We start from the raw sequence: 22,524 nt of genomic DNA, 5'->3' as shown, positions 1-22,524 counted from the left end.
AATATGTATATATACTATACAGAAAGGAATTAATTAGAAATGGATATAGTTAAAAGTACTTTGGATAAGGCTAATCTCGAATACGAATTCATCATGCATGATAAACAAATTTATTCAGCAGCGGCGGGAGCCGCCTATTTTGGTATTGAAACTGGTCAAACGGCTCCCACTTTAATTATTCAAACCGACAAAGGCTACTATTCCATCATTTTTGCGGGCAGCCGGAGCCATATTGACTTTGAGCAAATTGCAAAAATTTTAAGTGTTTCTCAAGCAAAGCTGGCAAATAAGAATAAGGTTCGGGCAATTACCGGCTTTTCCCCCGGCGACACCCCTATGGTCGGCCTTACTCTGCCAACCATATTTGACAAAAAGCTTTTACAGTACCCCTTTGTATATGGCGGCTCAGGCCAGGCAAACCGAACACTAAAAATCGCCCCGGAAGCATTAATACACTTAAATCACATTGTGGCATTTTTAGAAGCTGACTAAAGGCGGCGATTGCTATTACTCTTTTTGGGAAATACCCCCATCGTGCATCTTGAAATACAGATAAGATTTCCCGCTTCATCATGGATTCTAATATTCCATACCATAATCGTTCTCCCGCGATGAACAGGCTTGGCCACCGCCGTGACAATTCCATCCGTTTTTCCCCGGACATGATTGGCATTTATTTCTATACCAACGGCATATTCCGCGTCTTTATTGATAAAGTAATAGGTACCTAAACTAGCTGCCGTTTCCGCTAACGCTACCGACGCTCCCCCATGCAAGCGCCCAAACGGCTGACGGGTCGCCGTATTGACCGGCATGGTTGCAACAACCTGCTTATCATCTATTTCAATTACTTGAATACCAAGTGCCTCTATGAGAGTATCTTTATAACAATCACTCGCCATAATCAGATTACCTCCGTTTTGGTTAAGGGTTATAACCGGGAAGCGGAATTTTGGCAGAAGTTTTTTCAGCTTTATGAAACTGCAACGGCTCTCCTGCATATATTTTCACAACACCGTCTTTTGCCAGCTTGCTAATCTCATCTTCGTTATAACCATACTGCAGCATATATGTCTTCGTATCGTACCCCACAGGTTTAGCGATCCAGATATCCGGGTCCCCAACGCTCCACAATCGAATGGGAGTCGTAGGCATTACTTTGTCGCCAAAACGATCATAATGGAAATGCCGCAGCGCATCATTAGCGTAAGCTTCCTCATCCGCAAGGATATCATCCACAGAAAAGCATTTTTCAAATGGAATATCATTCTCAAGAAAAAGTTTTTCCCATTCGGCATAGTTTTTCTGCCGGAATGCTTCTTCCATACGTTTGATAACATAAACATGTTTCCCGTTTTCCTGAAATCCTTCCAGAGACTCCACGTCTTTCTGGCCAATCAGATCATCCAGACCAATGGTTCTGAATACCAGCTCATGATATTTGTTGTAGTGACCAAAGCAAATAATAAACCAAATACCATCCTTGGAACAATAGGAATTGTTCGTCGGACAGGGCATTGTTTTTCTTGACTTCGGATACTCAAGTCCATCCTGCCGGGAAATAATCGGTATTTGCATTCCCCAGAGAGCCACATGATAGAGATTAACAGAAACTCTATCGCCTTTTCCTGTCTTCAGTCTTCTCACTAATGCGGCCAGAACCCCGGAAGTCAAAGCCATAGAAGCGTTCCAGTCGCCGATCGCCACCGGCATATTGGCAGGCGCATCTCCCTTTTGGGGGCAATTCAACGCATAACCGCCACGGGCCGAATAAGATGTGGCGTCAAAACCTTTCGCATCTTTCATTGGCCCTCTTTCGCCATAGCCTCTGGCTTGAGCCCAAACAAGCTGTGGAAACTTCTTGCTTAGCGTCTCATAATCCAATCCCAATCGCTTCAAGGCTCCATCCCGCATATTGGTAACAAAAATATCGGCATCGCCTATGAGTTTCAGCGCAAAATTCATTCCTTCCGGATGCTTCACGTTAATACTGACCCACTTTTTATTTGTGTTGGCTTGGTCATATCCCCGATTTTCAATTTCATCAGGTATCATGCCATAGCTTGCGCCCTGTGTTCGTTGTTCATCACCAGTTAGCGGCTCAATTTTAATGACGTCCGCACACATTTCCCCCAGAATTCTCGGGCACGCCGGCGCAGCTACATATTGTGAGAAATCGATTACCCTAATTCCTTCCAGACCTTTCATTTAACATTTCCCCTTTTCCTTTCAATACTAATACTCTTTTACACAAAGTGTATTTTTTTACAAAGTTTATAGCAACTCATGGCACCGCTTGCAGAGCCTATCCTTATTTACTGAGATATCCCGGTAAGCTTATTTTTGATATCCTGGCGTAAAACATATTTCTTGATCTTACCTGACGCCGTTCTTGGCAGGCTATCGATTATCTCTATCCGCTCGGGATATTTACATTTAGCTACGCCTTTTTCCGCAAAAAACTTTTTTACATCCTCAAGATCAATCCCTTTATCACAATCATTTAGTACCAGATAGGCGCAAGTGCGTTCCCCCAGCCTTGGATCAGGCATGCCGACTACACCTGCTTCATATACATTCGGCATTTGCAGTAAAATATTTTCAATTTCCACACTGCTGATATTTTCGCCTCCCCGGATAATCACATCTTTTTTTCTCCCCGTAATTCTGATGTATCCGTCCTCATCTAATGTACAGAGATCTCCACTGTAATACCAGCCTTCCTCATCAAAGACACGAGCTGTCAATTCAGAATCTTTAAGATAACCCATAAAAACATTGGGACCGCGTGAAGCTTCCTCTCCTTCAGTACCTACAGGAATTATTTGTCGTGATGCATCCACCACTTTTAACTCTACACCGGCTACAGGCGCACCGTCGGTCTGAATTACTTTCTCCAACGAGTCATGTAAGCGAACAACAGTATGGGGAACACTTTCCGTGGAACCATAAACACCCACTACTTTTAGTCCTACTTTCATTGATTCTTGAACTAAATGCCTGGGTATTGGCGCCCCGCCACATAAAAAGAAGCGCAGTGAGGCTATATCATATTTCTTGTTTTGCAATAAACGAAGTATATCATAAACAAACGGTGTAGCCCCCATGCTGCAAGTACATTTTTCACGGGCAATTAATGCCAGGCTGGTCTCCGCAGAAAATATATCCTGAAGGACACTTTTAGCTCCATACATAAACGGTAAGGTAACACCATGGTGAAAACCAGTGGCATGAGCCATGGGCGCTGTCATTAACATTATATCTGTATAGTTAAAATTGAGTGCAGCCGCAAAAGCTTTTTCACTGGCAATAATGTTATTATGAGTAAACATAACTCCCTTGGGAGCACCATCGGTTCCCGAAGTAAATAACACTGCTGCTAAATCATCAGCCCTGCTTACATGATTGTCAGGTAATGGTGAGTACTGTCTAAAAAATCTTTTAAACGGATTATCATTATCTATCATTTTTTCTTTGTCTACTACGACAACTTCTTTCAAGCTAGGTACCTCTGGAATTAAAGATTGAACCATCGGTAAATAGGTAAACCGTCGATAGTTAGACGGGAAAAAAAACACTTTAGATTCGCATTTATTCAAAATATACACCAATTCTTCTTGGCGATAACACGGTAAAATCGGATTTGCAACTGCCCCTACTTTCAAACAGGCCACATAAATGATTGAAAACTCGCTCCACCCAGGCAATTGAAAAGATACAAAGTCCCCGGATTTTATACCTGCCGCATGTAAAAAAGACGCTACTCTGCTGGCCGCATCATCCAGTTCAGCATAAGTATAACTAGTACCTTGCAGGTCCATTACCGCTATTTTTTCCGGAGAGCTTAAAACTGCCATCCGCCAATAATCGGCCAGAGTGGCATCACCCCAATAGCCGTTTTGCCGGTAATATTGCTTACGAGACTCATTCATGTTAATTGTTGAAGCAAACATTCCACACTCATCCCCTGATTCTATCAGTCAGACTTAATAACATAACAATGGCACTTTGACTATATAGTATCCAATAAAGATTTACCGGCAGGGTGTTAGTATCAACGTAAGTCAAGCGCCAACGATGGAGCGTTACTAACGCTCTGTCAAAAGAAAATCTTTATTGGCTTTCCTATAGCCATAAAAAAAGGATGCTTAAAAATTCATTTGCCCTGTTACTTAGTGGTTTAGTATCATCATGTAAAAATCCATAATGCATTCCAAATCCATGTAGCACCCTTGCATCTTGAAATTTCAATCATCCTTTTTTTACTCATTAGATTATCAAGAAAATATACTATGTTAGCAAACTCTAACAGCATAAGCCATAGTTCTATCTGCTTAAAGACTCATTTGGAGGTAGACACTGCTAGGTATTTACAGCTAACTTGCTTTGATCTTTTTTATTTCGTCGATAAGAACAGGGATCACTTCAAATAAATCAGCTACTACCCCATAATCGGCCACATCGAAAATCGGCGCTTCCGGATCTTTATTGATAGCCACAATCACATCCGAAGAGGACATGCCTGCCAAGTGCTGGATCGCACCCGAAATGCCGCACGCAAAATAAATTTTGGGGCTCACTGTTTTTCCTGTTTGGCCTACTTGCTGTAAGGGTGGCATCCAGCCTGCATCAACAGCTGCTCTTGAAGCCCCCACGGCACCGCCTAAGAGATCGGCCAGTTCTTTAAGCAGGGCAAAATTCTCCGGCTTTCCCATACCTCTGCCGCCGGAAACGATAATTTCCGCCTCTTCCAGCTTGACGGCGGACTCACTCATGGATTTGATAAGGCCAACAACTTTTGTCCGGATCATTTCCGCCGGCGTCCTAATTTCTTCTTTAATAATAGGCGCACTTCTGGTGTTATCCGGCTGCACTTTTTTAAATACTCCGGGTCTTACGGTTCCGATCTGTGGTCGTGTATGCGAGCATAAGATCGTGGCCATAAGGTTTCCGCCAAAGGCCGGCCTGGTCCAGGCAACATCTCCTGTTTCCTCGTTGATCCCCAAGCCTGTACAATCGGCGGTAAGGCCGGTGGTGAGCCGGGCGGAAATCCGCGGTCCTAAATCCCGGCCGTTATTCGAAGCACCGATTAATATGACCGACGGCTTATATTTCTCAACAAGTTTTACCATAGCATTGGCATAGCCGTCGGTATTGTAATCTTTATATTCCTCTCCTTCCACCAAAATGACCTCATCCGCACCATAACTAACAGCCGCTTTAACTGTCGCGTCCACATCTTTGCCAATCACAACACCAACCAGTTTCTCATGATTAGCCTCAGCCAGAATTCTCCCCTGGCCTAACAACTCCAATCCGACATTTTTTGCCTCGCCATGAGCCGTTTCAATATAAACCCACACATTTTTATAGTCCGCAATATTCATGAATACTCTCCTCCTTAAACAAGCTTAGCCGCCACTAATTTTTCAAGTAATGTTTGTGCACAGGCGCTTCCCGTATCTTCACAAATTCTTATACCGGATTCTTTTCTCGGAGGTGTAAAAGTTTTCTTTACTTTTGTCGGGGAACCTTTAAGACCAATTCTTTCCGGGTTAATTTCAGGCAGGTCGGCCGCCGTGAGTACATTGATTACGGCTTTATTTGCCGCCATTTTACTCTTAATTGACGGATATCTGGGATTATTAATCGATTTTACGACCGTAACCACTGCCGGCAGTTTTGCTTCCACAACTTCATAGCCTTCATCATGCTCTCTTTGAATGGTAATAGTGTCTCCTTCTACCGCCAGCTTGGCGACATAGGTTAGCTGCGCCATATCAAGATGTTCGGCGATCTCCGGTCCTACTTGGCCGGTATCTCCGTCGATTGCCTGCTTTCCGCAGAGAACAAGATCAAATTTGCCTAGTTTTTTAATCGCGTTTGCTAGAATATAGCTGGTTGCTAAGGTATCAGAGCCGCCAAAGGCCCGGTCACTGATAAGTACCGCCTTGTCAGCGCCGAGTGATATGCATTCTTTTAAAGCATTCTTAGCCTGTTCCGGTCCCATGCTGATTACAGTTACAGTGCCGCCGTATGCCTCCTTCAGTTGGACAGCCGCTTCCAGGGCATTGGCGTCAAAGGGATTTACAATACTCGGTACGCCACTGCGAATAAGCGTATTGGTGACCGGGTCGATCTTTATCTCTGAAGTATCCGGTACTTGCTTAACACAAACTAAAATATCCATAACTACTCCTCCCCGTACTTCCCCTATTTAAACATTTCTCTTGCAATTACGATTCTTTGGATTTGATTTGTCCCTTCAAAAATCTGGAACACTTTGGAATCCCTCATCAGCTTTTCAACCGGATACTCCTTGCTGACACCATAGCCGCCAAAAATTTGCACGGCATCTGTCGTTACCCTCACAACCGTATCTCCGCAGAAAGTTTTGGTGATCGAGCCTTCTTTTACAACAGGTTTATTGTCATCCATCAGGATCATCGCATGGTGAACTAACTGGCGGGCTGCTTCCGTCTGAATTTCCATATCCGCTAAGATCATTTGCACTGCCTGAAACTGCCCAATCGTTTTTTTAAATTGGACTCTTTCCTTGGCATATTTTACAGCCTCGTCAATAGCCGACTGGCAAATGCCAACCGCTAGCGCTCCCACAAAAGCTCTGGAAATATTCAGGGTGTTCATAGCTGTAATAAACCCGGTACCTTCTTTGCCAAGCAAATGGTCTGCCGGGATTCTTACATCAGTAAATGTTACGTCGGTAGTATTGGATAGTCTAAGTCCCATTTTATTTTCATGCTTGCCAACGGTGATTCCCGGCCGGTTTCTTTCTACAATAAAGGCAGATATCCCCTTGATGCCTTTGCTCTTGTCCGTCGAAGCAAATACAACAAATATGTCAGCAACCCCCCCGTTGGTAACAAAGCATTTATTGGCATTAATCACGTATTCATCGCCGTCTCTAACGGCCGTACCCCGCATAGATCCCGCATCCGAGCCCGAATTAGGCTCTGTTAAACAAAAAGCTCCGAAAGCCCCGGGGACAATAACGTCGGCAAACAATTTTTTCTGAGCATCATTGCCTGCCATAATTACCGATCGTAAGGCAACAAAGGTCGTAACAAGCGAAATGGCAAAACCAGCATCCACTTGAGCTAACTCTTCAAAGATAATGGCTGTTGTTTTATAATCCAAACCAGAGCCACCATATTCTTCGGGTATTTCCAAACAATGCAGGCCCATGTTAAAGGCCTGTTTAAGAAGTTCCATAGGGAATTCTCCCTTTTCATCAAGTTCCTTGACATGCGGCTTTACTTCTTTCAGCGCAAAATTTCTGACCATCGCGACTAACTCTTTTTGCTCGGTTGTTAATATGTGTCCCATAGTTAATCCCCCAAATCTCTAGTTATTTATTTTATTAATTACCGTAAATAACCTGATCGCCGTAGAATTTCTCCTAGCTAATACTTATCCCCCCCGTAAGTTATCCAAAAACTCGAACTACTTTTTACCTTCCAGCTTCAATGTACTACAGTTCATTATTTATAACAATTTAACATTTTTAAATTATCTAATTACTATGAAAAGAAACTTAATTGTCAATAGGCTCTTAAGCTATACTAATAAATGGCTAAATAAAAAGACGCCCCCGGCTATCGCACAATAAGAATGCCTGGCGACAGCAGTCAAGGACGTCAGCCATTATGTTATTATTTAATACCCCCAACTACTCCCTTGTTGATAAAAGTTTCAATCTCCCCGTTGTTAAAGCCAATTCGCGCCAAAATTTCTCTGGTATGCTGACCCAGTTCCGGCGGCGGTGTTGCCGCCTGCAGCGAGGTAGGAATAGCCGATAGATGTATCGGCAATCCTGTTTGCAGAATCTTGCCGACAATAGGAAACTCCACATAATCCAGTATGCCGGTATTTCCCGCCAAAATATCCTTGGCGGCATCCCCCATATTCTTAACCGGAGTTATGCAAATGTCTTTACCATCAAGCCATTCTAACCATTCGGTCCTGGTTTTACTAGCCACCAATGAACACATTTTCTGCCACGCCTCCGGATCTTCTTGCCGCCTTAAAAATTGCTTGGGAATTAAATCCTGCATACCGGTGTTTTCACAAAACTCTTTCCAAAACTTGTCTTCTACCATGGCAAATGCCATTAACTTTTTATCCTTTGTTTCATAGGTATTGTAGCAAAGTGCCGGATATTCTATTGTCTCCGCGGAAATTTGATTCCCTTGGAAATGAAATCTGCTATATAATAGGCTGAGCCACCAAATAAAAGATTCAAACATAGCTACGTCCACGTACTGACCCGCGCCTGTCACCTCACGATGAAATAGGGCTGCGGCGATACCAAGAGCGCCAACCATGGCGGTAGCCGCATCAGCCAAGTGTATGGGAGAAGGCTTGCCGCCGTTCAGTGATAAATAGCCGCTTAATGCTTGTAAATTCAAATCATGTATTGCTTTCAGACTTAAGGGGTTATTCTGACCGAAACCTGATAAAGAACAATAAATTATTTTAGGGTTTGTTTTCTTTATTTCTTCATAATCAATTCCCAGGCGCTTAGTGACACCCGGGCGAAAATTTTCAATAATAATATCAGCCGTTTCAGCCAGCCGTTTAAATATCCGCTGACCATCGCTGCTTTTAAGGTTAATGGCTATACTTTTTTTATTACGGCATAAGGCTGCAAAATAGTAACTAACATTATTGATTTTGGGATCATCACCCCGGCAAAAATCACCTTTTTTTATTTCCTCGACCTTTATCACCTCGGCCCCAAGGTCGGCAAATACCTGGGTTGCATACCCTCCTGGCAAATATCTTGTTAAGTCGAGAACTTTTAGTCCAGCGAACGATTCTGCAAGCATACATTCTCCCTCCCAGTATAGTAAACTTTATCCAATATCAACTGAAATAGTAAACTTGGTCCCAAGTGTTTGGGACCAAGTTCCATTATACTGTTCCAGACTATTTAAGGCTCAAGGATAATGCGCAAACCCTTTCTCTGGTCAAGCAATTCCATACCTTTTTCCCACTCTTTAAGTGGTAGCGTGTGCGTGCCAATTGGCTCCACGTTCAGGCCGCCCGCAATCATTTTTGCCGCTTGAAACCAAGTCTTACGTTCATACGCCCGATTTCCCACAATACTAATCTCTCTCATTGAGATTTGCGTCATCATCAGTTCACTTGCCTTGGCCGGTAAACCAGTTACAGCAATCTTGCCATGTTTAGCTACCATCTGTACGGCCTGCTGAACCACCGAATGATGCCCGGCGGCATCAAAAATAACATCGGCACCTCTACCACCAGTAAGGTCTTTTATTGCTGCAACCGGATCCTTTTCATCAATGTTGATGGTATAGTCAGCACCTAGCTGCTCGGCAGTTGCCAATCTTTCTTTATCTGCACCCGAACCGGTAACAATTACCTTGCCAACACCCATATTCTTTAGAACAAGCAGCATTAGCAAACCAATAGCACCTGGACCAACAACAACTGCCGTCTCGCCAAATTGCGGTTTAACCCTGTCAACAGCATGGACAGCAACACACAAAGGTTCCATCAAAGCGCCGGATTTAAAGCTTACTGAGTCGGGGAGCTTTACAATATTTTCAGCGCGCACGGCGACATATTGCGCAAAACCGCCATTATAGTCAGTGCCTAAAAACGGGCGATTGTCACAAATATTAATAATTCCTTCCGCACAATAGCTGCACTGACCGCAGTAGATGATAGGGTTTACCGTTACCCGTTCACCAACCGTTATACCTTGTACCTGACTGCCTGCTTCTGCAATAACCCCCGCAAATTCATGCCCAAAAATGGAAGGAAACTGAAGCTTGTAAGAATTAGCAATTGCCTCGTTCCAATGATATAAGGAATGATCTGTTCCGCAAATTCCACTGGCTTTGACTCGGACAAGCACTTGATCTGGAGTAATCTCGGGAATTGGGACAGAGGTAAATTCCATACTTTTAGGGGCCGCCTTGGTCTTAATAACAGCATCCATCATACCTTTCATGGTAAACATCTCCTTATAATTGAACTATCACTCTATTTCCGTAGCTTACTGATTGCCTAAACCAAACATCACTGGCTAGACCAACCGCCGTCCAGAATCAAAGTTTGTCCGGTAGTATAAGATGATTGGGGAATAACTAAATATAGTACGGCTGCCGCCATTTCGTCCACTGTTCCCATTTTTCGCAGGGGAGTACGATCAAGAACTGACTGCAATCTGTCAGGATCAGCTAATAACCCCGCGACCATATCGGTATGAACATATCCGGGGGCTACCGCATTCACATTTATATTATTGGGTGCCAAATCGATAGCCAGCGCCTTCGTCATCGACATCAAAGCGCCTTTGGCTGTGCAATAAGGTACAATACCCGGTAACGCACTGATCCCTCTTTGTGATGTCATATTTACAATTCTCCCGCCACCATTTTTAGCCATAACCTTGGCCGCAGCCTGTGAAACAAAAAATGCCGACGTCATATTAAGGGCAAAAAGCTTTTCCCAATCTTCTCTGGCTACATTAAGAGTATTGCAGCGGGGAAGTGCCATACCCGAATTGTTTACAAGAATATTAACTGTTCCAAACATTTTGCAAGCTTGTTCCATAAGGTTATCAATATCGGCTTGCACTGTCACATCGGTACGGACGCCGAGGGCTTCCCCGCCGGTTGCCTTTATGGCTTCGCAAACTTCTGCCAGTTTTTCTTCTCTACGTCCGGCAACTACTACTTTTGCCCCGGCTGCAGCAAAAGTTTCCGCAATTCCTCGCCCAATTCCTGTTCCACCGCCGGTAACAACCGCGACCTGACCTTTTAACGGCACAGTATTAACCCAATTTCCCTTAGATGGATTATCCATTACACTCAGTCCTTTCCCTTACATAATCATGTTGCTACACAACTACTTATTATGGGACACTCTGAACTCCATAAGTGATTTATAGACTAGCACAAGCCAATTCCGGTTATATGCCATGCAGTTTTAAATTAAAAACTATCTTTTTAAAGAATTTTCTGATTAGTTTACGTAATAAGTTATGTTTCATAAGGTTAAACTTTGGGGAGTTCTTTTACGGCCCAAAACCGGTGATCGGCTGATTTAACGAATCCTACTTTAATGCGTGTATTTTGTCTACTCACCTCCTTGATTAAGGAGCATCCCATATAGCGTTGACTAGGTTGCAAAAGTAAAGAGGTTGACAATACGCTTTTATCCTGAGTTACTACTTTGCAAAGTGGGGAATGCTATCCATCTTTACTTTCAGTTTTACTATACTCTGGTTAAAAATTTCCAACAATTTAATAAATTTAAAGTATAACGCTTAATTAAGTTCAATTAAATTGTCTCAGCACAGTTAAGTGATTTTAATCAGTTGCAGATTGTATATAATATTTTTAATTATCGAATTTATCTTTTTTCTGTTTTTAAAGTAAAAAAAAAAAGTCCTCCCGGTGAGGGAGGACAAAATGGTCACTGGCTTATGCTTTCATACTATTAAGTCTATTGGCCTTAGGTACAATCGGTTTAACCTGGCTGGTCAGCAGGATAAGTGCACCTAAAATCGATAATCCCGCGCCCAGGTATAGTGCATAATTGTATCCATAAGCATCAACGACAATACCGGTTAGAAGCGGTGCTGTTATCCCGCCAATTGTGGCACAGGTAGCATACAAACCGACAATTTTACCTGCATTCGTCGGCGAGAAAACAATTGGCATCGAATAATACCCGCCCATGGTGAGGCACAACACGCCGTTGGAAGCAGATATTAGTGCTACGGCCGAAGTGGCGCTCGTTGCCTGGGAGCCAAAAACTAACAGGATGCCGGCGCCAACCATACCTAGCAGGGGAAATAATTTTCTTCCCATGTTATGTCCGAATTTTTCTGCCGCCCGGTCAGCTAACCAACCGCCAATCGGATACGTAAATGTTGCAACAATATAGGGCATCATCGTATAGATTGCGCTGGTTCCCATTTCGAACCCACGCCCTCTGACAAAATAAGCCGGCAGCCAGGTCATAAACAAATAAAAGAGGTAGTTCGTACAAAAAAATGATATGGCACCGGTCCAAACCGACGGTGTTGAAAATATATCTTTAGAGGTTAAAGGCACAGCCTCTGCAGACTCGGTTGGCCGTCCCTGGTCTGATCGAATATACGCTATTTCTTCTTTGGTTATTGTAGGATACTGCTCCGGCTTATCCTTACCATATTTCCACCAGATAACGACCCAAACGGGAGCAATGAAAGCAAAGGAGTAAAATACCGTTTGCCATCCCCAATTCTTGATGATCCAAGCTGATAAAGGCATCGCAGCAGCAATCCCCAGGGCAACACCCATAAGACTTAAGCCTTGTGCTAATCCTGATTCTTTTTTCGGCATCCATTGCGCAATAATCGAAGTCATGGCCGGCAGGGATACGCCTTCACCCCAGCCCATGGCAATGCGTATGACCACCATTAGGCCCAGCGTGGAGCCAAAAGGGGTTAAAAATACAAACAGCGACCACCACAGGGCGCCAATCATCGTAACCTTGCCGCCGCCAAACCGGTCTGCCAGCCACCCGCCGGGAATCTGCGTACAGGCATAGCCAATAAAGAAAGCTGTTGAAACAAGTCCAAACTCGGTTGCACTCCAATTAAAATGTTTCATCATAGCCGGCCCGGACATAGACATACAGGATCTATCCATATACAAAATCGTATAGCATAATGTTAACATAATTATGATCATCCATCTTTTATTACCAAAGCTTGCGTTCATAGGAAACGCCTCCTTAAGTACTTCATCAAACTTTAAAATTATATATGGCTTGCTGCAATTTCTCCGCCATTTTATCTAATGACTGACTTGCCGATGAGATTTGCTGCATAGAGGCCGACTGTTCCTCGGTTGCGGCTGAAACTGTCTGCGCTTCGCCGGCCGTATTTTTGCTTTCCGTATTAATTTCCTGTATCGCATCGACGACCTGCCGGCTGCCATTTGCCACTTGCTGAATCGCAGCGGATATCTCACTGATTTGCTTTGTCATGTTTTGAATCATGACAAGAATATTACGGAAATTCTGTCCGGCTACATTAACCACTTCTGTGCCTACTGTCACTTCTTTTCTCCCTTGATCCATGAATGTAACCGCATTGTTGGTTCTTTGCTGAACCTCGCCAATCAATTCAGCAATTTGTTTTGCCGCTTCCCGCGACTGTTCGGCAAGTTTGCGAACTTCATCAGCAACAACAGCAAAGCCACGCCCCTGTTCCCCGGCCCTGGCAGCTTCAATGGCTGCATTCAAGGCCAAAAGGTTAGTCTGGCCCGCTATATTGGATATCGTTTCAACAATCTGCCCAATATATTGGGATTTTTCCTCCAATTCCCCAATAACCAGGGCAGTATCCGTAGTCTTTTGTTCAATTACCGTCATTTGATTGATTGCCTTTTCTATAGCTTGCTCACCGTCATTGGCCGCCCTGGCTGTTTTTTCTGCCGCTGCCGATACTACCGCGGTATTTTCAACAACCTGCCCAATTCCCTGTGACATCTGTTCTACCACTTTTGTGCTTATATTTACCAGACCCAGTTGTTTTTCCGCGCCCTGGGCAACCTCAGTAATAGAGCCGGCCACCTGGTTAGCCGCTTGTGCTGATTGTTCGGCACTGGCCGTAAGCTCTTTGGAAGAAGTCGCAACCTGCTCAACAGCACTGGAGATTTCCCGGATAAGCACCCGCAAGTTTGCTGTCATTTTTTCAAAAGACTGTCCTAGATGCCCCAATTCATCATCAGATGTAATCCCCACACTGCTGACCGTAATGTCACCGTCAGCTATCTGGTTTGCTGCCGCCTCCACTTTTTTTATCGGCTTGATCATTCGTTTCGTAAAAATGACAACGGCAATCACTGCAAATAGTAAAACCGCCAAAGTAATCACGCCAATAATTACGGTCAATTGGTTCAATTTCCCGGTAATCTCCTGTGTTGGCACCGTTATACCAAGAGACCAGGAAACTCCCGGTATTGGCGCATAAGCTATCAGCTTGTCGACTCCTGCATAAGTATACCGGGAATAACCGTTTTCTCCGCTTATCATTTTTTCTATGACAGCTTTTACCGGTGGAGGAGAATCATGATCAGTAATGCTGTTTTGTTTTAATACATAGTCATGATTGGGATGTACAATCACCAGACCATTACCCTGAACGGCAAATGCATAGCCGGTTTCACCTATCTTGACAGCTACGATTTGTTTGCTAAAATTTTCCAAACTAACTGTACCTGATAGACAGCCGATTATTTTGCCATTTGCTTCCACAGGCACCACAATGGCTACAAAAGGCAATCCCACCGTTACTGATATTAAGGGGTCTGTTATTACTGTTTCTCCTTTAATGGCCCGCTGGAAATATTCCCTATGAGCGATATTGCCGGTAAAGCCGGCAGAATCGTAAAACGTTCCATCCAGTTGAATAAAGACAATAGAGATATAATCCTTATTGGCTTGATTGACAGATTTAAGGAAAGGCACAATGTTTTCAATGTTTCCACTGGTAATCAGGGTAGAATGAGCCAGCATTGAAATTTCCGATTTATGAGCATTGATCCATAATCCTGCCTGCTCAGCGGAATTTTGCGTTAAAGCAACGGCGCTTTCTTCCGTGTTTGTAAACAGGAGCTGCGACGTTTTCCAATAGCTTAATCCCCCCAAGGTACCTAACGCTATCAATATAATAGAAATAATTATAAGCATTAACTTTGCTTGCAAACTTTTCATATTATGACAATTACCTCTTTTTCTGTTTTTCAGAAGTAAACTATCTCTCAACAACAAACTGCCGTTTTACTTTCAATCGGTTTAACCTTACAGGCAACTAGCAAAATAATTGCCCCTACCATAGCAACAGCGGCACCGACAAATAACGCATATTCGTACCGACCAAAATAATCAATAATATAGCCAGTAATAGTGGGGGCACTTATTCCGCCAATCGTGGCGAACGTAGCAAATAAGCCAGTTATCTTACCGGCATTTTGCTGAGAAAATACCATGGGCATTGAGTAAAAGCCACCCATAGTCAAGCATAGCAGGCCATTTGAAGCCGATATGAGCACCATAGCAGCAGTGGCGTTGGGTGCTTGGGAACCAATTGCCAATAAGCCGCCGGCTGCCACCATGCCGGCAATGGGATAAAGCTTCCGGCCTATATTGTCACCAAATTTAATTGCAGCGCGATCTGCTAAATAACCGCCAAGCGGATACGTAAAGGTGGCAACTATATACGGGAACATTGAATAGATACCTGTCTTTTCCATGTCAAGGTGCCGGCCCAGTGCAAAATAATTAGGTAACCAGGTCATAAACAAGTATAGTAAGTAGTTGGCACAAAAGTAAGCAATTGCACAACTCCACACGGAACTGTTTGAAAATATATCCCGTACGGTCAGATTGGCAGGCAAATCCGTACTTTTCTGTATGCCTTGATCAGTTCTAATATAGGCCAATTCCTCCCGGCTTATTGTTAGATGCTGTTCCGGTCTGTCCACCCCAAATTTTAGCCACAACAAAACCCAAAACGGTGCTATAAAAGCAAAACTATGAAATATCAGTTTCCAGTCCCATGTCTGCATAATCCAAACGGAAAGCGGCATTGTAATAACCAGTCCAATAGGAACACCCATAAGGCATAGTCCCTGGGCTAAGCCTGATTCATTCTTGGGCATCCATTGCGCCACTATCGAAGAGTTGGCGGGCAAAGTGACCCCCTCACCCCAGCCCATCAAGACACGTATCACGATCATCAGGCCAAGCGTTGAACCATAAGGAGTCAAAAAAACAAATAGCGACCACCACAATGCACCAATTATAACAACTTTGCCCCCGCCAAACCGGTCGGCTAACCAGCCACCTAGAATTTGAGTACAACCATAGCCAATAAAAAAGGCTGTTGAAACCAAACCATAATCGGTAGCGCTCCAATTAAATTCCTTCATCATAATTGGACCTGCTATGGACATACAAGATCGATCCATGTACAAAACCACATAACATAAGACAATCAGAACAATAATTTCCCACCTTTTATTGCCAATCTTTGCCTGCAAACTATTCCTCTCCTCTCTCAAATTTAGCTGAAAATGTAACCAACTCTTACCAATACCGTCATGATAATTTTTACTATTAATTCTGAAAACAATAGTTATTTTCCGAAGTAAAAGCAACACTCCATCTTAAAAATAGATCTAAGGAGTGATTGTTAATAGGTTACAGGAATAATAAGATAGAGCCTTGCAAAAATATGACAATAACAGTTCATTTCTACCACTGACATTAATTACGGGAATTCATATCAGTGGTAGACTGGGAGATACCGACATAGGTTTTACTTTCAACTGCTTTAACAGTGCAAATCGTCAATAAGATAAGTGCACCTACTATGGCTACAGCAGAACCAAAATACATAGCATAATCATAGCTCTTAGTGTAATCAATAATGGCCCCGGTTAATATGGGTGCACTTAAACCGGCACAAGTACCGCAGAAACCATACAAGCCGATGATCTTGCCCGCATTTTTTGAAGAAAAAATTGGTGGCATAGAAAAAAATGGCGCTTGCGTTATGGATAAGAAGAAGATGGATATGGTGATAAGCATGATAGCGCCTTCCGCACTGCCGACGCGAGTGCCCAATATTAGGAAAACTCCCGCCCCAATCAACCCAATAACGGGATATAGTTTTCGCCCCATATTGTTGCCAAATTTTTTGGCAGCCTTATCAGCCAAAATACCGCCAAGAGGGTATGCGATCATGGCAAACATATAGGGAATCATCGTCATATACCCGCTCTTGACCAGCGTAAAACCACGTCCATTGACAAAATAAGTTGGCAACCAGGCAAAGAACAAGAAAAAAAGGTAATTACTTGTAAAATACGCTAGTGCAGAAGTCCACACGGATACATTCTTAAAAACATCTCCTGGTGCCACGGCAGCAGCCGCGCCACTTATTTCTACAGGTCCCTGGTCATTTTTAATATATTCCACTTCTTCTTTCGAAATTGAGGGATGCAATTCCGGTTTATTTTTTCCCAGTCGGCTCCATAACAATATCCAGATAGGACCCAAAAACGCAAATGCATAAAATACAGTTTGCCAATTATAGTTTTGCATAAAGAAGATTGCCAGCGGCATAGTAAGAGTGATACCCATCGGAGTACCAATCATAACAACACCTTGCGCCGTTGCCGATTCTTTTTTAGGTACCCATTGAGCCAATAATGAGCCATTGCACGGCAAAATTACCCCTTGTCCTATACCCACTATGGCACGAAGCAGGATCAACATGCCTATTGTCGCTCCAAAAGGAGTAAGAAACGTAAATAAAGAATATAGCAGAATGCCAAATACCATAATCTTCCCACTGCCAAACCGGTCGGCTAAATAACCGGCAGGCATCATGGTAAGCGCATAACCGATAAAAAAAGCCGTCGATACCAAACCAAACTGAGTGGCACTCCAGTTAAAATCTTTCATCATCACAGGTCCGGCAATTGACATACTGGTTCTGCTGATATACATAACAGCATAACTCAGTAGCATCAAAGTCACGATAATCCATCGCTTATTCCCAACCTTTGCATTCATAATGTTTCCTCCTTTAACTATAACTTAATTATCTTCATAAAACTCATTAACAGGATTACTTTATACAGAACCTCCTTTGCTGTAAAATAGTAAAATTCCAGGTTTGGTTTATATTAAATGTACTATACTTAATTATCTACAACAATTTAATTAGTTTAAAGATTAAAAATATTATGAAGCATTAGCATATATTCATTTTTTTATTAGCAATACTACATGAAGTAAAAATGACAACAAGCAAAATTTCAGCATACTATCTGTATTTAGCTTTCATTAATTAAAAATACTTAAAAATCATTTGATTATAAAAACTTGATTGAGAAGTTTTAATTTAACATATTACGCTATTTTTCGAATAATTCGACATCTTGCATTGGCAGGATATTGTCGAAATTTACAGAATGTTGATACTGTGTATAACATGCGAAAGGAGAATTTACATGGAAATGTATCAACTTCGGTACGTCCTGTCAGTAGCCAAATACCAAAATTTTTCTCGAGCGGCCGCTGAAGTATGTGTAACGCCCTCCTCTCTGTCACAGCAAATAAAAAAACTTGAAGATGAATTGGGTGTTGTATTATTCGGAAGGACTACACGCTCAGTCCACCTGACGCCAGCAGGTTTAGAGTTCGTTGAAAATGCCAAAAAAATCATGCTGGATATGGTGGAAACTAACAATTCAATGCAAAAATATGTAGTCGGTGAAAGCGGACAAATAACTATTGGCAATACCCCGGCGCTTGGCGCATATGGCATTACTTCACTTATTGCCACCTTCCAAAGAACCTATCCGAAAATTTCGCTTGAATTCCACGAAGCCGAATGCTTTGATCTATACCCATTAATCTATAACGGGAAGATTGAAGTAGCATTTCTTACGGCTTTTGATAAGCACAAACCTGGAAAATTTCCTTTAGACGCCTATCCTCTGGTCAATGATGAAATTGTACTAATAACCAGCACCTCCCATCCATTCGCTGCTAAACAGGTTATTGATTTACGCGAGGCTGCACAAGAAACGTTTATTTGTTTTTCCAAATCTTCCGGTCTTTTTGTAGATACGATTGAAGCCTGTGGGGCGGCTGGTTTTAAACCAAAATTTGGTTATGATACTCAGTACACAGATACCTGTTTGGGACTCGTTGCTGAAGGATTAGGTATTGCGATGATATCTTCGCGAACGGTTATGGCTGCCCAGCGAAAAAATATTGCCATTGTTCGTTTTACGCCAACAGCGCGTAGAACTCTTTCCGTGGTCTTTCCCAAAAAGCGGAAACTTTCTCCGGTTCTTTCGAACTTTAAAAACTTTTTTATTCATTGGCTACAAGAACGTGAATATGCATAAATTTACGAATTTATTAACTTTAACTGTGAACCTACAGGAATCGAATCTATAATATTCAGATATCATAAGTTGATCGACCATTATAACACTGGCTTTATCTTTAGGCCGGCAAGAGTTCGCCAGCTTAAAGATAAAGCCAATTTCGAAAAACAGAATATAATTACGCAGGCAGCGTTTTTTTGAAAAAAGCGAATCTATCGAAACTTATATTAATTTCTGTATTAACCTGTCGGTTAAGCTCTCCACAAGTTTGATGGTATCCTTGATTTCCTCGCTTGTTATGTTATCAATATGAATACCGCAAATAACAGCCACATTTTTATTTAATTTAGCGGAAAGTGAGTGTGATACCGACTGTGCAACCTGATCATCTTTATGTCCTATTAAATTCAACACAGATGTTGTAGTACTAGGAGTGCTGCCATCCTTCCAACTTGGTCGAAAAATACTTAAGGTTACGCAACCAATATGAGGACTATCGCCCCCATAAATAATTACACATATATCCTCCCCTACTGTGATAGCCTCCAAAGTGATTCCTATTCTGCCGCTCGCTGCTGTTAGCTGCCGCACTCTATCACCACTTTCCATTTGCTGTTAACTAAATAATGGCTTCCTATTTATATATCTGTTGTAAATCTTCTTGGATCCACCTCCTTAAACTTTGATCTTTTAAACTTATCTTTTAAATGATAAGGCACCGTACAGTCAAAAATCACCTTGCAGGAGATACCTTTATCCTTAAGGGCCGGGTTATAATCAGGGCTTTGAGATGGATCAAGCGGATGGCAACGTACGCCGGGAATAAATATGGTATCGACATCGCCTTGATAGCGAGTATTCAGTGCCCACATGATATCATTGCTGTCAAACAGGTCGACATCTTCATCAACCAGGATTACATGCTTAAGTTCGGAAAATGCGGAAAATGCGAGCAGTGCAGCTTGTCTTTGCCGTCCTTCGTCACTTGGCTGGCTCTTTTTTATTTGTAAAATAGCCATATATTTGCCACCGCCTGAGGAATGCGCATAAACATTCAGCAATCTGCCCGGCATAGCTTTTTCTACCATTTGCAGAATACTTGCCTCAGTGGGGATACCAGCCATATTTACATGTTCCTCACTTGGTCCTATACAGGTCTGCATGATAGGCTGCACACGATGCGTAACCGCTTTTACTTTGATCACAGGTAATTCAGGATTAGCCGGGCCGGTATAGCCGGGGAACTCCGGCATCGCTTTGCCTGTGTTTGTATGCTGATCTTCGCGAACACACCTGCCGGGCAGCAGTTCGCCCTCAATAACATATTCAGCATTGGCAATTGCTTTTTCATTAATGGTCAAACATGACACTAATTCAACAGCTTCATTTCTAATTGCTCCGGCTATACACAATTCATTATAACCAAGAGGTGTTGTCGGCGGCTCGAAACAAGCCGCAATTTCAATAGCGGGATCAACACCGATACTAATTGATATCGGTAACGGTTTTCCGGATCTTTCCGCCCGCTCGCGAAACACGCCTAAATGACGGGCGCCCGGAACAAAATACATCGATATTTCATCTTTACTCTGCAAGCATAAACGATGAATGGTAATATCTGATTCTCCGGTAGCCGGATCAGAAGCATAGCACATCCCCATAGTAATATAGGGACCGGCATCTTCTTCCGTATTCGTTGGCGCAGGAACTAATTTTCTAATATCAAAGCCCGGTTCATGGGCGTAGTGAATAACTTCTTGACAGCTAGCTTTATCTTTCGAAACTATGATGGGTGCTACAGGGTTGCTCACGGCTTCCTTTAAAAGAAAACCAAGTCGTTCCGGATCGGTGCCAAGCATAAGTCCGACTCTGCTTCGGCTGGCCAATAAGCCAATAATTACTCGTGCATCTTCATGACCATTTATCGTATTAAACAGCATTGCCGGTCCGGTTTTTGTAGGGCGCATTACGGTTCCGCCCGCACCGACATGACGATACACCCCGGATAATTCGGCATGTGGATCTACGGGTTCATTCGTTTCAAGTAATTGTCCCGGCACTGACTTTAATAATCCAATCGCAGAACGTAAATCTGTTACTTTTTTCTTTAACATACATGAACCTCGCTTTATCATTAATACACTACTATTAACTGATTGGCTCTGCAGACTTTTGTACCGTTTTTAATGAAAGATCTGCTTTTAGGAAAGAGGCTCTGCTGCCGATGAATCATTAAGTTTATTGAATGCTAATGTCTTGCCTTCATACACTTTAATTACGCCATTATTAATAAATTTTTGCACATCGTTTTCGGAATAGCCATATTTAAGCAGATAAGAACGCGTATCATAACCGATTGGTTTCGAAGTCCATAACTTAGGATCGCCGACACTCCTCATTCTGATCGGACTTGTAGGTATAACGCGTTTGCCGTAAGACTCATAGTGAACGCGTCTTAAAATATCATTGGCGTAAGCTTCTTCATCCATAAGGACATCGTCAATCGTAAAGGCTTTCTGATAAGGTATTTCATTTTTCCTGAAAATCTCTTCCCATTCGGCAAATGTTTTTTTGGCAAACGCTTTTTCGAAAAGTTCGACTACATAGCCATTGGTTTTATTCGCGGTAAGTTTTTCCAGGGTATTGTACTCTTCATTGTTTATGAGTAATCCAATCCCAAATGCTGTAACCATTTGTTCATAATACTTGTTATAATTGCCCTGGCAAATTAGAAACCAAATCCCGTCTTTAGATTGGTAACAGTTGTTGGACGGCGTTGGCACCAATTTGCGTGATCTTGGATACAGCGCTCCGGACTGACGGGAAACAATGGCATGCTGCATGCCCCAACAGGCGACATGATAAAGATTTACAACAATTTTATCGCCCAAACCTGTTTTTTCTTTGCGAACTAAGGCAGCCAAGACACCGGCGGTCAAAAAGCCGCTCGCGTTCCAATCGCCAAAAGCTGCCGGAACATTGACCGGGTTTTCGCCCACCTGGGGGAATGCGGTTAATATGCCGCCCCTGGCGGAATATGCCGTAGCGTCATATCCCCTGGAATCCTTCTCCGGGCCTCTTTCGCCATAACCTCTCATTTGTGCATAAACAATATGCGGAAACATCTTACTGATCGTCTTGTAATCCAATCCTAATTTAACCAAAGCCCTGTCCCGAAAATTTGTAACCAGGACGTCGGCCGTTGCCAGCATTTTATAAACAAATTCCAGACCTTCCTTGCTTTTAAGGTTGACACTTAACCAGTTCTTATCAAGGCTTGCCATATCAAAGGCGGGGTCTTCAATATCATCGCGCAGCATGCCATAGCCCGGCCCTTGCGTACGTTGCTCGTCACCGGTAAATGGTTCAATCTTAATAATTTCCGCTCCCATTTCCCCAAGGATTCTGGGGCATGCCGGCGCGGCTATGTAAGAAGTTAATTCAATTACTTTGATTCCTTCCAATCCTTTCAAGGCAAAAAACCTCCTTCAATCTAGCTTGCTATTGGTAAAATCCTTTGCATATGGTTTGGCCTGTCCGGTAGTCTGTTACCCCTCTTAGG

At 42.9% G+C, this 22,524-nt stretch carries 18 protein-coding genes; 2 read left to right on the top strand and 16 right to left on the bottom strand.

What is annotated here, in order from left to right:
* Nucleotides 1-39: 39 nt before the first annotated feature.
* Nucleotides 40-492 (top strand): aminoacyl-tRNA deacylase, encoded by a 453-nt coding sequence (locus tag BLR65_RS12570; protein WP_093794536.1) that lies wholly within the window; start codon nucleotides 40-42, stop codon nucleotides 490-492.
* Here the strand turns inward: BLR65_RS12570 and BLR65_RS12565 are convergent.
* From BLR65_RS12565 to BLR65_RS12505, 13 genes are all read right to left on the bottom strand, one after another.
* On the bottom strand, nucleotides 489-902 hold the full coding sequence (locus BLR65_RS12565) for a hotdog fold thioesterase (protein WP_093794535.1): 414 nt from the start codon (nucleotides 900-902) through the stop codon (nucleotides 489-491). The two genes, BLR65_RS12570 and BLR65_RS12565, sit on opposite strands and share 4 nt — an antisense overlap.
* A gap of 22 nt (nucleotides 903-924) precedes the next feature.
* Nucleotides 925-2,208, bottom strand: a complete 1,284-nt coding sequence (locus BLR65_RS12560) for a CaiB/BaiF CoA transferase family protein (RefSeq protein WP_093794534.1) — start codon at nucleotides 2,206-2,208, stop codon at nucleotides 925-927.
* 107 nt (nucleotides 2,209-2,315) lie between these two features.
* Nucleotides 2,316-3,953 carry a medium-chain fatty-acid--CoA ligase gene (gene fadK / locus BLR65_RS12555; RefSeq protein ID WP_093794533.1) on the bottom strand — a complete coding sequence of 546 codons (1,638 nt, stop codon included), beginning with the start codon at nucleotides 3,951-3,953 and terminating at the stop codon, nucleotides 2,316-2,318.
* Between the two features lie 423 nt (nucleotides 3,954-4,376).
* Nucleotides 4,377-5,387 (bottom strand): electron transfer flavoprotein subunit alpha/FixB family protein, encoded by a 1,011-nt coding sequence (locus tag BLR65_RS12550; protein WP_093794532.1) that lies wholly within the window; start codon nucleotides 5,385-5,387, stop codon nucleotides 4,377-4,379.
* Between the two features lie 14 nt (nucleotides 5,388-5,401).
* A complete protein-coding gene (locus BLR65_RS12545; protein WP_093794531.1) occupies nucleotides 5,402-6,190 on the bottom strand; it encodes an electron transfer flavoprotein subunit beta/FixA family protein in 789 nt (262 codons plus the stop codon).
* A 23-nt stretch (nucleotides 6,191-6,213) separates the two neighbouring features.
* On the bottom strand, nucleotides 6,214-7,347 hold the full coding sequence (locus tag BLR65_RS12540) for an acyl-CoA dehydrogenase family protein (RefSeq protein ID WP_093794530.1): 1,134 nt from the start codon (nucleotides 7,345-7,347) through the stop codon (nucleotides 6,214-6,216).
* Between the two features lie 326 nt (nucleotides 7,348-7,673).
* On the bottom strand, nucleotides 7,674-8,849 hold the full coding sequence (locus BLR65_RS12535; protein WP_093794529.1) for a CaiB/BaiF CoA transferase family protein: 1,176 nt from the start codon (nucleotides 8,847-8,849) through the stop codon (nucleotides 7,674-7,676).
* A gap of 104 nt (nucleotides 8,850-8,953) precedes the next feature.
* The gene (locus BLR65_RS12530) at nucleotides 8,954-10,003 is read right to left on the bottom strand and encodes a zinc-dependent alcohol dehydrogenase (protein WP_093794528.1); all 1,050 of its coding nucleotides are present in this window, start codon (nucleotides 10,001-10,003) and stop codon (nucleotides 8,954-8,956) included.
* Nucleotides 10,004-10,071: 68 nt separating this feature from the next.
* Nucleotides 10,072-10,860: an SDR family NAD(P)-dependent oxidoreductase gene (locus BLR65_RS12525; RefSeq protein ID WP_093794527.1), complete on the bottom strand. Its 789-nt coding sequence runs from the start codon at nucleotides 10,858-10,860 to the stop codon at nucleotides 10,072-10,074.
* Between the two features lie 620 nt (nucleotides 10,861-11,480).
* Nucleotides 11,481-12,767: an MFS transporter gene (locus BLR65_RS12520; RefSeq protein ID WP_093794526.1), complete on the bottom strand. Its 1,287-nt coding sequence runs from the start codon at nucleotides 12,765-12,767 to the stop codon at nucleotides 11,481-11,483.
* Between the two features lie 25 nt (nucleotides 12,768-12,792).
* Nucleotides 12,793-14,766, bottom strand: a complete 1,974-nt coding sequence (locus BLR65_RS12515; RefSeq protein ID WP_093794525.1) for a methyl-accepting chemotaxis protein — start codon at nucleotides 14,764-14,766, stop codon at nucleotides 12,793-12,795.
* A gap of 47 nt (nucleotides 14,767-14,813) precedes the next feature.
* Nucleotides 14,814-16,034, bottom strand: a complete 1,221-nt coding sequence (locus tag BLR65_RS12510; protein ID WP_342741386.1) for an MFS transporter — start codon at nucleotides 16,032-16,034, stop codon at nucleotides 14,814-14,816.
* 286 nt (nucleotides 16,035-16,320) lie between these two features.
* Nucleotides 16,321-17,634, bottom strand: coding sequence for an MFS transporter (locus BLR65_RS12505; protein ID WP_093794523.1), 1,314 nt, complete (start codon nucleotides 17,632-17,634; stop codon nucleotides 16,321-16,323).
* A gap of 440 nt (nucleotides 17,635-18,074) precedes the next feature.
* Here BLR65_RS12505 and BLR65_RS12500 point away from each other — a divergent pair, with 440 nt between their 5' ends.
* Nucleotides 18,075-18,980, top strand: a complete 906-nt coding sequence (locus tag BLR65_RS12500; protein WP_169716826.1) for a LysR family transcriptional regulator — start codon at nucleotides 18,075-18,077, stop codon at nucleotides 18,978-18,980.
* 204 nt (nucleotides 18,981-19,184) lie between these two features.
* Here the strand turns inward: BLR65_RS12500 and lpdD are convergent, their stop codons facing one another.
* The 3 genes from lpdD to BLR65_RS12485 form a co-directional block, all read right to left on the bottom strand.
* The gene (gene lpdD / locus BLR65_RS12495; protein WP_093794521.1) at nucleotides 19,185-19,571 is read right to left on the bottom strand and encodes a prenylated flavin chaperone LpdD; all 387 of its coding nucleotides are present in this window, start codon (nucleotides 19,569-19,571) and stop codon (nucleotides 19,185-19,187) included.
* 29 nt (nucleotides 19,572-19,600) lie between these two features.
* On the bottom strand, nucleotides 19,601-21,076 hold the full coding sequence (locus BLR65_RS12490; RefSeq protein ID WP_093794520.1) for a UbiD family decarboxylase: 1,476 nt from the start codon (nucleotides 21,074-21,076) through the stop codon (nucleotides 19,601-19,603).
* A gap of 87 nt (nucleotides 21,077-21,163) precedes the next feature.
* A complete protein-coding gene (locus BLR65_RS12485) occupies nucleotides 21,164-22,435 on the bottom strand; it encodes a CaiB/BaiF CoA transferase family protein (protein WP_093794519.1) in 1,272 nt (423 codons plus the stop codon).
* Nucleotides 22,436-22,524: the final 89 nt, after the last annotated feature.

The sequence above is a fragment of the Sporomusa acidovorans genome, assembly GCF_900101845.1.
Lineage (GTDB): Bacteria > Bacillota > Negativicutes > Sporomusales > Sporomusaceae > Sporomusa > Sporomusa acidovorans.
The sequence above is the reverse complement of the archived record's forward strand: the minus strand, read 5'-3'. Positions and strand labels throughout refer to the sequence as shown.